A 12,615-nucleotide genomic window follows, 5' to 3' on the forward strand; every position below is an offset into this window, starting at 1 on the left:
GGGTACGTCGGCGGTGTTCCAGGTGCCGGTCCTCGGCGATGAGCGACGAGTGGTCTCCACCGCGTGCTGTACGCGGTGCGACTGCGGATGCCCGGTAGGGCGATCCCTGCCATTCCCAGCTCACGCTCAGGAGTGGAAACCCATGAACCCCGTTGAGTACAAGCTTGCACGTCGTGACCGGATTCGTCAGATTCTGGTCGACGTCACGGTGGGCGTCGTCATCAACTTGTTGATGACGGCCCTGGCCGCGGCAGCACGCCTGGTCTTCTGACCGGCAGGTGGCGGGCCCGGAAGAGCCCGCCACTCCACGTGCTCGTCCCCGCGTCAGAAGAGACGCAGCTCTCCGGGCGGGGTGTCCTTCTGGCGCTTCCTGCGGCGGCGCCGTCCTCGGCCGGGGCGGGGCAGGTGCGGCTGTCGCGCCTGCTCCGGCAGGTTCTCCCAGGTGGGTCGCAGATCGTGGATCTGGACATCGCCGACGAGCCCCTTCAGGTAGTCCCGGGTCTCCTCGTCCGTGGAGTAGAGCACGGTCGCCCGGCTCGCCCGGGTCATCAGCACGTGGTACGCGTGCCGGACGAGGCGGGCGAACTCGTCATCGTCCACACTCTTCGGCTTCACCTTGGGATCGAACGACCCGGGAACGGCTACCCGCTTGACGCCGGCCTCCTTGTCCACCCTCTCCTTGCCCCGGCGGAACACCCAACGGTCGCCCCGGCGCACCATGTCCTCGCCCATGATCACACCGCACCAGTCCCACTCCAGGCCCTGCGCGGTGTACACACAGCCGATCTGACCGAGGCCGTTCTCGTGCACGGACCAGATCTTGGAAGGCGGGACGGTCTTGTTCTCGCAGAAGGAGTCGCTGTCCGCGTTCCACGGCCGGTGCCAGTCACCGATCCGGACGTCGGGCTCAAGACGCTTCTCCTTGCCCAGGGGTTTCGTCCAGGGCCAGCAGTATCCGGCGACCATGCGCGCTGACGCTCCCGCCCCGGCCTCGGAACGGATGATCCGCTCGAGTTCCTCCGGGCTGTCCACGACCTCGACGTGCATCAGCCCGTCCGGGGTCCACAACTCCGGTTCCGCGTCGGACACCGCCAGCGCGCCACGCACCCAGCGGATGTAGGCGTCGCTGCCACCGCACCGGAACTGCTCCCGCAGGCAGCTACGGACCAGATGGGCGTCGTAGCGCCGTGCTGCTTCCTCCACGAGAGCGGCGGTGCCGACCTCCTGCGGGCGTACGGACTGCCCCTCGTCGAGGAAGAACACCGTCAACCGGGAGGCGTCGAGGAGCTCGTCCACCTGAGGCTTGGTGCCCCAGTCCTCGGGTTTCCAGAAGCGGTTGGTGGAGCGGTCGCGCAGGCGGTGGGCCTCGTCGCAGATCAGCACGTCCAGCGGCGGGTCGGGCGGGGTGACGAAGTTGCTGAAGTAGGTGAAGGTCTCCTTGAACTCCCGGTCGCCGAAGCCGACATGCTCCTGCAGGGCGCCGTTGAAAGCCCTGCTACCGCTCGCGTACTTGACCGTGCGGCCCTCCGCCTCCAGTTCGGCCTTGAGCTGGAGGCCGATGGCGCTCTTGCCCGTACCGGCACCACCCGTGACGAGGAAAACCACCCGTCGTTCGTCGGGAAGGAGCGCGGGCCGCCGGGGATCGGGAAGCACCTTGGCGGCCGTGTCGAGGATCTGGTCCGCGACCTTCTTCTGACGGCCGCGCAGGGTGAAGACCGTGTCCTCGCCGCTGGAGCGGATCATGGCGTCGAGCAACGGGGTGTTGCGCAGGCCCATGCTCCGTAACAGGATCTCGGCCGCCGAGTCGGCACCGTCGTCGGCGAAGCTGCTCCGCAGGTCCGACAGCAGTTGGGTACGGCTGTCCCTGGTGTAGACACGGGCGTAGGAACCGGTCGGCGCGTCCACGCCGACCAGTGGGAGCACTGCGGCGTCGGTGGCGTTGTGCAGATAGGCGAAGCCGCCGCACTCGTAGTCCAGTCCGTGCAGCGGGCCTCTGTCACCCGTGAACGCCTCGTAGTATTCGCGCAGTTGCAGCGCGGGATGCTTCTTCTCCCCCATGCCGGGGACATGGACCAGTTCCGCGGTGGCTCGCTCCACCCGGGTCACCGTCGACCACCGCTTCAGCTCGACAAGTTGGACGGACAGCCCGTTCTCCTCGGGATGATGACCCACGAGGACGACGTCTATGAGCCGCGGGTCCCCGGGGCGGTCGGCCTCGTCGAGTGTGGCCGCGCACTCGACGACCATCTCGACGTTCCCCCGGTCGGCGGCGACCAGATCTTCGGCAAGATGCACCAGGCTCTCCGCCCAGGCGGACCGTTCGGTCAACGAAGCGTCGGTGCTGAGGAAGTGCTTCCATCTCGCGGCGAGGTGGGGCACCATACGGCGTCTTGAGTTCAGGTTCAGCAGATCCCGCGCTGCCAGTTTCAGCAGGAGCATGGACACGAGGTGGATCCCCCAGGGCACGAGTGACTCGTGCGGATGGGGGCATGTCCACGTGGGAAGCCCGTCGGGCCGCAATGACGCCTGGGATCTTAGGGAAGTGACCACTCTCCCGACGCATATGACACGTCGGTCGGCTGGAAGCACCGGCATCATGGCCGAATATCAGGTACTCACCGCCGCAGAGGGGGCTCCTCGATCGCGGCAGGCCGTGACTCCGGCCGGCTGGACACCAGTTCCCGCAGCTTCTCCCGGGTCTCCGGATCGGTTGAGTACACGATCGTGCCGACCATGCCCCGCGTCAGCAGCACCTTGTACGTGTTCCGGATGAGACGGTCCACATCGGTGTCCGGTGTGGCCTTCTTGAACACCGGGTCCTTGGAGGCGGTGCGGTCGGTGACCCAACGGTCGCCTCTCCAGACCAGGTCTGGGCCGATGATGACGCCGGACCAGTCGTACTCGAACCCCTGAGCGGTGTAGACGCAGCCGATCTGCCCGAAGCCCGCGGGGTCGGTGGCCCACAGCGCGGACGGGGGCGCGCCGGAGACCGACCGGTCTCCACGCAGGTTCCATGGACGGGCCCAGCCCCCGATGACGACGTCGGGGGGCAGTGGATCGCCGGGCTTGGGCTCGGGGGACCAACGCCAGCAGTAGCCTGCGGACATCCGGGCACCGTATTTCTCGGCGCGGCGGGCGTCGAGGAACGCCTCCAGTTCTTCAGGGCTGTCCGCGACCAGCAACTGCATGCGGTCGTCGGGCTCCCACACGACCGGCCCGCCGGGCGCGAGGCCAAGAAGCCGGACCACCCAGCGCAGGTAGGCGTCGCTGCCGCCGCAGCGGAACTGGCTTTCCAGGGGGACGACATGACAGTCGATGCCCCGTCTGGACGCGGCCTCACGGATGTCGTCCACGGTGCCCATCTCACCGGGACGCACCACTTGGTGCTCGTCGAGGAAGAAGACCGGTACGTGGGCGACGTCGATGAGTTCGTCGATCTGTGCCCTGCCGGTCCGCAGGGCCGCGCTGGTGTAGCGGTTCGCGGAGGTCTCCCGGATGCGGTGCGCCTCGTCACAGATCAGAGCACCCAGGCTGTTCTTCTCCGTGGTCATGAAGCTGTTGAAGTACTTGAAGAGATCCTGGACTTCCCGTTTCCGGGAGCCGGCCACCTTGCGCATCGTCTTGGTGAACGACTGCGAACCGGTCGCGTGGACCGCGGCCACGCCCCTCCGGTAGAGCTCGCCGAGCAGTTGGAGCGCGATCACGCTCTTCCCGGTGCCGGGGCCGCCGGTGACGATGACGACTTCCTTGTGGTCGGCGCGCTTCGCCCGCTCCACCGCGTTGAGCACCAGGCGGTAGGCGACCTGCTGCTCGTCGAGGAGGACGAACTGCTGTCGCTCCCGCACCTCCTGGGCAGCCACGGACATCAACTGCTTCGACGGCACGGTGGCGCCCGCGAGCAGTTCGTCCGCCGCCCGGACGCCGGACTGCTTGTCGCTCAGCTTCGACCGCAGGTGGTCCAGGAACGCGCCACGGCGCTCCCCGGTGAAGAGCAAACCCCGCGCGTCACACTCGATCTCCCGCAGTCCCGCCGTCCCGGACTCGGTGGCGTTGTGCAGGAAGGCCACTCCCTGGATCCGCCTGCCGTGCTCGGCCACCGCGCCGTTGAAGTTGACCAGGTAGTCGCAGTATCGCCGCACCTGCTCGATCGGATTGAGCACGGGGTGGGCGTACGCGTCGAGATGGCACAGGGTGGGGTCGTCCTCGTGTGGCAGCGCCTGGCTCCACTGCTTCAGCTCCACCACGACGTACGACGGGTCCCCCGTGACCGGGTGCACTCCGGCGAGGACGGCGTCGGCACGCTTGCTGTTCAGCGGGAGCGCGTACTCCAGCATGACCTCCACGTCCCCCAGGCCGGCGTCGTTGAGTGCGGCGGCCAGGATGGGGATGCTGCGTTCCCAGGAGCGCACCTCCGAGGCGCCGGGCCGATAGCCGTGCATGTGGACGAACCGGTCGGTGAGGTGAAGGAACAGCGAACCGTCGAGTGCCATGACTGCGACCGTTTTCGCGGACGCGCGGAACAGCAAGGACTTCCCCCAGGCAGCACGAAGAGACTCGTGCGGGTGGGGGCATGTCCTTCGAGGCTCCACCGGAGTGGAACGGAAGCCCGTCGGGCCGCGTTGACGATGTGTCTGAGGGTACCTGGCGGTCCTCCCAGTCGTACGGGTGGTCGCCAGTGGCGTCAGCGGACGCCGTGTCCGGATTCCCGATGTCCGGATGCCGGAGCGCCTGACCTGGGTCCTCTGCCGCCGCCACAGTCGAGCTTGGTAGCGTCCGCGTCATCCCAGCGGTTGCGGCCGGTGTCGGGCTTACGGGCCGCGAGCGAGCCCGGCCGACGCGACGGCGACCAGGACCCCGTCGTCCCCTGCACCGCCCGACCTGGGCATCGGACGCCTACTTCACGTGGTCGAACCCACGCACGGCGCCCGCCCCAAGGAGTCAGGGACCGGACGGCAGACGAGTCGGGCTGTACGCCGGGTATTCCTGACGCACCTTTCTGACCTGCGGCTTCGTGGGGCGTATCGGTTGTGACCTGCTAGGTCGGGTTGCAGAGGCGACCGGAGGCAGTCAGAGGAAATCGCTCTGATTCGACCCCGATTCGAACCGAGCTGCTCGGAGCCAGTCAGAGGCAATCGCCCTCTGTTTTGGTCCGAGTCGGTCCAGGTCAGACGGCGTTGATCGGGCTGTGAACCCGCTGACAGCACCCGGAATCGACCTCGGTCGAGCCGCGATGGGGACGTCTACCTCCGGCATCGGAGCCAGGCATACGAATGCCTCCAGGATGGCCATCCTGGAGGCATCGCTGGCACCGATTGGAGGTCGGTACCGGACACCACCCGTGGTTTTAGCGGGCCTGGGTGGCGTCTCTGTCCTTGCGGGACGGCTCCACAGTGCCACACAGCACCTACCAGACAGGTTCTCTCCGACGGCCATTTCACCCAGGCGAGCGACTGGGTCTTCACCAGCTGCCTTCGGCTGCAGCCGATCTCATTCTGCTCGGAGACCTCACCGGCCGCTATGCGGCGGGCAGTTACAGCAAGCTCGCCTCCGACGGCCGGACCGTGTCCCTGCGCGATACCCGTCAGGGCGTGGCCGAACACGGGCACCGGATCACGGCGGCCATCGCCTGCCATGTCGCTCGCGCCGACGGCACCGTCGACGAGCTGACACAGCTGTTGCTGCATCCCGAGCACGAGGGCGGGCGGCACGCTCGGAGCATCGCGCTGCGGTCCGGGCAGTCACGTGCCCTGGCGTACATCGGTCGGGTGTGGGCCAGCGCCTCGGCCGCGGTCAGCAGCACAACGATGCTGGGATCGCGGCACCACGCGTACGAGGTTCTCGCCGCGCTGCGCGACCGCATCGAGACGACGCCCTGGCGTGGGGAACGTGGGCGGACCGCGCTGCGGGTCCTGCGGGCGCATCTGAACTTCGCCGAGATCGCGGGCGGTCCCCTACACCACGCCAGCGAGCGGCAGACCGCGGAGGAAGCGGGGATATCCCGCACCACCCTCCGGGCCGTCTACGAGACCGTCCTCAAACCTCAGGGCTGGCTGCAACGTCTGCGAGTCGGCCACGGCCGCGAGGGCTCGACCTGGTATCTCACCGAAGGCAGCTCCGACCGCCACAGCATCCCCGTAGCGCAATCTCGTTTCCGAACCACTCAGTACCCCCCGACCCGGCACTTGAGGAGTGGCCCACCTCTGAGACGGGTACAACGGCCGACCTCGACTCCACCGTCATCGGCCATCTGATGGGCCACGACGCCTTCGCCCACCGCGGTCTCGGCAGCGCCGCCCTGGTGATCATCAGTGCACTGCACGCCCGGCCGGCGCAGACGGTCGCCGAGCTTGTCGGCTCGTCCTCCGTTTCCCGCGCCACCATCTACCGCACCTTGCGGCGCCTGGCCGACCACGGCCTCGTCCACCACAGCGGTGAGACCTGGACCCTAGCTACTCGCGCCCTGGAGGGCTTCGGCGACCTCCCTCCGGAGGCTGCGGCCGAAGAGATCGCCGAGCCAGCCCGCGGCTGGGACGCAGTCGCGACGCGGCACGGGACCGCGGGCGGTGCGGCGCAGCGCAAGGCGGTGCATGCCGCCGAGCGCGCGGCGTACCAGAAAGCACTGGAGCGGCTGTCGGAGCACCGCAGCAAGGCCGTGGTGATCGTCCGCGACGGGCGCCAGGTGCTGGTTCCCGCGCCACGCCCCGATGAGGTTTCCGCCGCGTGGCACGCCCCGGACGGCTGTGTCCTCGATCCGGCCAGTGGCCGTGCCGCTCCCGACTGGCGGATTGCCACCGATGGACGGCTGATCCTCATCACCCCTGCCGACCAGCGCAGTTACGACGAGCTGGCCGCCGCCCATGCCGAAGCCCTCAGTGAATGGGAGTCCGCAGCGTGAACCCACCCCCTCGCCCCACGACCGATCACGATGATCAGGTCACCGCGCAAGCACTGCGGGAGCAGTACGAGTCCGGTTTCACCCTGGACCAACTCGTGGCGAGCAGTGGCCTGTCCTACGGCACGGTCCTCAACCGGCTGCACGAGGCCGGGACCGTGATGCGCACCTCGTGGCAGACGCGCAGGCTGCGCGACGGGCAAGCCCGCCGCAACCTCGCGGCCCGCCTGCGTCGCCTCTACGAGCAACAGGGCGCCACCCTCACGGAGTTGGCTGCGGCTGGGTCCGTGACGCGACGTGTGGCTCGGCGGCTGCTGATCGAGGCGGGCGGCACGCCCCGGACCACCCAGCAGACGCTGCGCATCCGCTCCGCGGCCGATGCCGCACGGCGAAAGAAGCTCGCGTTGTCCCTGCGGGCGCGGTACGAGGCCGGCGCCACGGTGCCGGACCTCGCTGCGGAGTGCAGCTACTCCGTCGGCACCGTCTACCGGCTCCTGCACCAAGCGGGCACCTGCATGCGGCCCAAGCACAACCACGGCCCGGCCCGTACCCCGAGGAAGCGGTCATGAGAGCCCCGGCAGGTGTCCCCGGCCGGGCCTGGCAGATCGCAGGACCGATGGCGTGCCATCCCGGATCCAGCGCTGCCGCACGAGCCCCTCCTCTGTCCGCACTCAGCTGCCTCCGTGCGTCGGCCTTCTGGTCGATGCACGCACGTCAACACACCTTTCCCGATTCAGGAGATCAAGCACCGTGAGTGAGAACACTCGCACCAAGGCCCTGGCCGCGGCCACGGCCAGCCCCTGGGACGCCTTCGTCATCGTCGTTGGCATGCTCAAGGGCGGCACCGGCAAGACCACTTCAGCCTGGTTCATCGCCCTCTACTACGCCGTCGTCCTCGACCTGCCGACGCTGCTGCTGGACGCGGACGCGACCAGCCAGTCCGCCTACGACTGGTTCAAGGTCGCCCAGGCCGCCGGCTACGACATCCCCGCCAACCTGATCGTCGAGCGCTACCCGTTCGACGACATCGCCGAGTACCTCCGCACCAAGCGGGCCGAGTTCGGCGCGATCGTGGTCGACGCCGGCGGCGGCAGCGCCCGCATCTTCCACGAGGCTGTCACCGAGGCGAACCTGCTGCTCGTACCGGTCGCCCCCACCAAAATCGAGCGCCGCAAGCTCGTGGCCACCATCGACGAGGCCGAGCGCGCCGCCGCCCGCAACGACCACGGCGTCACCGCCCATGTCGTGATGGTCAAGGCCGACGACCGCACCAGCCTGCCCAGCCGGGCAAAGGACCAGCTCCTCGACCCCGACCGGGGAGAAGGCATCGGGCCGGACCGCGACGAGCCGTTCCCGCTCGCCGAGACGACCATCCACTCCTGGGTGCACTACATGGAGGCCTTCGGCGAGATCCCGACCGAGCTGAGCGAGTACGCCGAGCTGATGAAGGAGCTGACGGCGTGAGCGAGCGCATGAAGCCCCCTGGCCGACGCACTGGTCGCACCCTCGGTGGCGGGGCCAAGAAGGCGACCCCGCCGCCTCCTCCCCCGGCTGCCGAGCTCACCCCCGAGCAGTACGCCGCCGAACAGGCCGCCGCCCAGGGCAAAGGCCGTCCCACTTCGGGCGAGCCGCAGGTTCAGCCTGCTCCTTCGACCGTTCCCGACCCCGAGGGGTCGGTGCAGGACCGGACCGAGGCGGTGCCCGAAGTGACGCAGGCCCCCGCCCAGCCGACTGCCGGGGCGCCGAGCGGTCCCGTGCCGGAGCCAGCTGCCAGCCAGCCGGTTCACGCGGCCGTCGTCGCCCCTGAGGCGGGGACCGGGGCCGGTGGGGAGCCGGTGGAACGGCAGGTGCCGCCTGTGGTCCCGGCTGCCGAAGCCGGAACACCCGCGGCCCAGCCCACGACGCCGGCCGAACCTGTCGCGCAACATGGTCCGTCTCCTGTGCCGTCCGCGGCTACTGGTGCGGCTCCGGCCGCCGAGGTGGCCATTCGCCCCTCAGTCCCTCCGGTCGCAGGCGATACCGCGTTCCCGGTGAGGACCGATGGCCCGGGGGCTCACCAGGAACAGGACACTCGATCGCAGGAGGCGCCCAGCGAGGGGACCCCGTACGCGCACGGTCCCGGCCGACCCAAGGGCATCCCCGAGGTCGCCGCCGTTCTCAACCAGCGCATCATCACGCGTGAGAGCCTCGACTCGTCGGTCCCCGCCGCGCTGAAGCTCAAGAAGCGGATCAAGCGCTTCGCGCTGGACAACGAACTCGATCACCTACCCATGGGCGACATCGTCTCGGTCGCGCTGGACGAGTGGCTCACCGCTCGCGGGTTCTGAGCCCGACTGCAGCGCACGCAGGGCGGCCGCCCCGTGCCGGGGTGCGGCCGCCCCTCGTGCCGACTATTCCAATAGCCCAGTAGGCGGGTAGCTATCCGCCTAGACGGACCGACCGGAGCAGCTCTCGTGCCTGATCACTCCCCCTACGCCCGCCGACTGCGGGAAATCGCCGACGCGCTCGACGCCGAGTTCCAGCCAACCGACGACGCTCTTACGCCGCACCCCGACACCGTGAACGTCATCACAGACCGGCACACCAAACGAGGGCAGCTCAACCACGCCGTCCCTGAAGTTCTTCAGTTCCAGCGCCGGATCCGCCGGTGCAACGCCGACACCGACATCCCTCACGGTGACATCGTCGCTCTCGCCCTTGACGCCTGGCTCCACGCAAAGGGCTACCCACCGGACCTCAAACCGCCCGGGACGGAAGTCCTTTAACCAGCCTTTACACAGCGGAAGCCACTGGGGCACCGTACGTCGCGGTGAGGGAAGACCTGCCAATCACTCCAGGTCCCGTTCTGTCCGCTGCGGGGTGCCCTGGCCAATCTTCATGTCTGCCCCCAGCCGGGCGATGACGCTCGATTCGACATAGGGGTGTTGGCCTTGGTGATAGTCGTCTCGTAGCTGCATTCGTTCGTACCAGTGCCACACAACCAGCTCAAGACTGTGCTCCACGAGGAAGTTCTGCAGGAAGGTCTTCCTCACCAGAAGCGCCCGGCTTTCATCCCCGGGTTCCTCGTAGTGGGTGAACACGGGTGCGCCCGCAGTATCGAGCCAGCCCGGACCTCGCATATCGAAGGTCAATCCCGCGGCCTGTTGGATGAAGGTCGCAGGCAGGAGAACATTGGCGGTATCGCCAATGGAGCAGTCGAGAATGCTGCCTTCCCAGGTGTACTCCTCGATGGTGGGGACGACCTCGATCTCTTTGCCGCCGATCGATACCCGGCGAAGGGTGTCGTGTCGGTGCGGGCAGTTCGGTCCGATACGGCCTACTTCGCCGACATAGCAGCAGTCTGTGTGGCCGTGTGAGTCGAGGAGATCACGGGTATCGTGACGTGATTCGTCTCGCAGGGCCTTCAGGAGGGCGCTGGCGTCATCAGCCTTGACGAGCAGTGTGTGGATGGTGCTCTTCTCCTGCAGGCCACGCCATCCCTTGTCGGCCATCGGATCGACCTTGTTCAGGAAGCTCTCGAGTGCCACCCAGTCGTGGCCTTCTCGGTCACTCAGGAACAGGGAGTCGGCAACGGTCGGCTCGGAGGCGGCATCGGCCAGGAACCGTCTGATGTCTCCGCGGTATCGGCTGAAGTCGAGGGGGGCTGGTGGCCACGCTTCGATGCTGATCAGCGGCGAGCTCCATGCCGTTACGCCGTTGCCGCCTTCTTCGTTGAAGGCGTGGTAGTCGATCGGGGGCAGGCTGGGATCGATCTCGCGGTCGCCGATGATCTGGTGCAAGCCCTCATAGGGCTCGCTATCTCCGAAGTGCCGCGATGCCTGGTAGTTGTCCGCAATCCGGGCCAGCAGCTCGTGGTAGGCCATCCATTGGTACTTCTTGCCCCAGCGTTCGGCCTTGTGTCCTTCTCTTCCACCGCGCCCACGGCCGATGCGTCGGTCTTCGTCTCCGAACAGCTTGGGTGTCCAGCCGAGACTGAGTGTGCGGCGGAAGATCCAACGGCACGCAATGTCTGCCGGGTAGTCGTTGTCCACCGGCTTGGGATACACGAACGATGCGTCCCAGAGCTTTCGCTGCTCTTCGCTCAGCGGATCCTCGGCACGGCGCAGAAGGGACTTGAGCCGGCTCAGTGCTTGCTCTTCAGGGTTGCGCAACTTGTCGGCCAGCGTCATCTTCTGTTCTTCACTCAGCGACGCGACGAACTTCTCCCAGCGGCTCTTGATGAACCGCGGCTCCCGCCGCTGCCGTTCGGGATACGACTGCCCAAGGCGGTAGCGCGAGAAGTGATGAACGCCAGGCTGGACGACGTAGCGGGCGAAATCGCCCATGCCCATCAGTGAGAGATAGATCGACAAATAGCTCTCGTCAGCCGACTGCCCTTCGCGCCCACCGTACTTGGCCTTGATCCTCGCCTCCGTCGGTGGCGGACCAGGCACCGTCAGCCCGTATGGGCGCCGGGACATATCAAGCGCCGATGCAGGCAACATCTGCTGCGCTACGGCCCATCGGACGATGCCGCGGGCAGCGTCGAGGAGCAGCTCGTCCGGCCGGACGGGTGGGGTGAAGACCAGCTTGTGGACAAGTTCTGCGAGAGGTTTTGCCTGATCAGCGTGTTGAGGGGAGCTGCGCAGGAGTGCACCGTAGGCGATCGCGACTACACGTTGGACCACGTAAGGATCGTCGACCGCCCAGAAACGCTCGACGAGTGCGCGCATGACGTCGAGATGCCCACGCAGCAGGTGCACCAGGGCTTTGGTGGTCCAGTCCCGCATGAATCGGTTCGGAGAAGACAGGAGCCAGCACAGGGGGATGCAGGCGAGCTCGACTACCTTGGGGTCGTAGGCGGGATAGGGTCCCGCTGCCGCCCAGCGGGCGAGTCGGGCTGCCGTTCCCGAGGCGTCGGACAGCGCTTGATACATCGCGATACCGAAGTCGCTGTCGCGCTCGGGCATCTTCCGGTGAAGGAGATACCGGTGCAGTCCCTCGCCGTTGAGTCGGTTGTCGGGCTGCGGTGCGAGGGCGAAGAGCACCTCGTAGAGGTCCGAACGACGCAGATAGCGCTGGGCCTCATTTAGCAGGTCAATCGTCCGCTGAGTGATTGCTTCCGAGGCACGGTACGGCAGGGTCTCCACAAGTACCTCATAGAGCCGGCGGGCGCGCCCGTGCTGGTTCCAGGCGTCCCTGTCTTCGTGCCCGTCGGGCGCCTCGGTCACCCTGAGACTCAAGAAGTCCAGCAGCTCCACACCGTAGACCTCGGGGAACAGGATGGTCGCTGCCTCATGGATCCCCCAGCTGCTCTCCTCCGTCAGCCACTGTCTGACCGCTTCGTCGTTCAGCGGGTCGTCGGACAGCGCAAGGCGACGTTTCAAGAGCAGGAAGTCAGCGAAGGCCTGGAAGACGATGCGAACGCCTTCCCCAGACCTTCCGCTTCCCAGGTGGAGACGCTCGCGTGTGAGCACTCCCTCCTCCTGCAGAAGGCCCATGAGCCGCACAGCGTCAATTCGGGGGTCTTCGAGCAACGAGCTGACTGTTTTATGGGCGCTAGCGGCGCTCATGCTCTCGCGGCCAAGCCGGGACAACTCGTCAAGGAGAGTGTTCAGCGCATGGCGGACATGAGTCTGTCCCGCCTCTAGCCTCGATCTTGCGTGACGGTCCGCCGACGGAGTCGGTGGACCGTTTTCGTGCTGTGGGCTGAGGCTGGGCAGGTTGAGGGCCCGAGTGTCGTC

The 12,615-nt window shown here is 67.4% G+C and carries 10 protein-coding genes; 7 read left to right on the plus strand and 3 right to left on the minus strand.

Going from position 1 to position 12,615, the window contains the following annotated elements; genetic code table 11:
- The first annotated feature begins 142 nt into the window (after nt 1-142).
- Entirely contained in the window at nt 143-271 is a 129-nt protein-coding gene (locus tag P1P75_RS11545) for a DUF6408 family protein (protein ID WP_319254233.1), read from the plus strand.
- 53 nt (nt 272-324) lie between these two features.
- Here the strand turns inward: P1P75_RS11545 and P1P75_RS11550 are convergent, their stop codons facing one another.
- Entirely contained in the window at nt 325-2,439 is a 2,115-nt protein-coding gene (locus P1P75_RS11550; protein ID WP_319254251.1) for a DUF2075 domain-containing protein, read from the minus strand.
- A 176-nt stretch (nt 2,440-2,615) separates the two neighbouring features.
- Nucleotides 2,616-4,526 (minus strand): DUF2075 domain-containing protein, encoded by a 1,911-nt coding sequence (locus P1P75_RS11555; protein WP_319254235.1) that lies wholly within the window; start codon nt 4,524-4,526, stop codon nt 2,616-2,618.
- A 1,035-nt stretch (nt 4,527-5,561) separates the two neighbouring features.
- Between P1P75_RS11555 and P1P75_RS11560 the strand changes: the two genes are divergently transcribed.
- The 6 genes from P1P75_RS11560 to P1P75_RS11585 all read left to right on the plus strand — a co-directional run bounded on the left by P1P75_RS11560 (nt 5,562) and on the right by P1P75_RS11585 (nt 9,657).
- Nucleotides 5,562-6,251, plus strand: a complete 690-nt coding sequence (locus P1P75_RS11560) for a hypothetical protein (RefSeq protein WP_319254237.1) — start codon at nt 5,562-5,564, stop codon at nt 6,249-6,251.
- Nucleotides 6,251-6,895, plus strand: a complete 645-nt coding sequence (locus P1P75_RS11565) for a MarR family transcriptional regulator (RefSeq protein ID WP_319254239.1) — start codon at nt 6,251-6,253, stop codon at nt 6,893-6,895. The genes P1P75_RS11560 and P1P75_RS11565 overlap by 1 nt, the downstream gene beginning before the upstream one ends.
- Nucleotides 6,877-7,461 carry a helix-turn-helix domain containing protein gene (locus P1P75_RS11570; RefSeq protein WP_319254241.1) on the plus strand — a complete coding sequence of 195 codons (585 nt, stop codon included), beginning with the start codon at nt 6,877-6,879 and terminating at the stop codon, nt 7,459-7,461. The genes P1P75_RS11565 and P1P75_RS11570 overlap by 19 nt, the downstream gene beginning before the upstream one ends.
- 181 nt (nt 7,462-7,642) lie before the next feature.
- Entirely contained in the window at nt 7,643-8,356 is a 714-nt protein-coding gene (locus P1P75_RS11575; protein WP_319254243.1) for a ParA family protein, read from the plus strand.
- Between the two features lie 566 nt (nt 8,357-8,922).
- Complete coding sequence (locus P1P75_RS11580; protein WP_319254245.1) at nt 8,923-9,219, plus strand: hypothetical protein; 297 nt, start codon at nt 8,923-8,925, stop codon at nt 9,217-9,219.
- A 126-nt stretch (nt 9,220-9,345) separates the two neighbouring features.
- Nucleotides 9,346-9,657 (plus strand): hypothetical protein, encoded by a 312-nt coding sequence (locus P1P75_RS11585; protein ID WP_319254247.1) that lies wholly within the window; start codon nt 9,346-9,348, stop codon nt 9,655-9,657.
- Nucleotides 9,658-9,720: 63 nt separating this feature from the next.
- Here P1P75_RS11585 and P1P75_RS11590 read toward each other — a convergent pair whose 3' ends face one another.
- The gene (locus tag P1P75_RS11590; RefSeq protein WP_319254249.1) at nt 9,721-12,348 is read right to left on the minus strand and encodes a hypothetical protein; all 2,628 of its coding nucleotides are present in this window, start codon (nt 12,346-12,348) and stop codon (nt 9,721-9,723) included.
- Nucleotides 12,349-12,615: the final 267 nt, after the last annotated feature.

The organism is Streptomyces sp. ID05-39B (genome assembly GCF_033794725.1).
In the GTDB taxonomy this organism is placed as follows: Bacteria; Actinomycetota; Actinomycetes; order Streptomycetales; family Streptomycetaceae; genus Streptomyces; species Streptomyces bobili.

Coding starts and splice junctions, on each gene's coding strand:
- P1P75_RS11570 (WP_319254241.1), top strand. CDS start 6,877: ATGGGAGTCCGCAGCGTGAACCCACCCCCTCGCCCCACGACCGATCAC.
- P1P75_RS11565 (WP_319254239.1), top strand. CDS start 6,251: ATGGGCCACGACGCCTTCGCCCACCGCGGTCTCGGCAGCGCCGCCCTG.
- P1P75_RS11550 (WP_319254251.1), bottom strand. CDS start 2,439: ATGCTCCTGCTGAAACTGGCAGCGCGGGATCTGCTGAACCTGAACTCA.
- P1P75_RS11545 (WP_319254233.1), top strand. CDS start 143: ATGAACCCCGTTGAGTACAAGCTTGCACGTCGTGACCGGATTCGTCAG.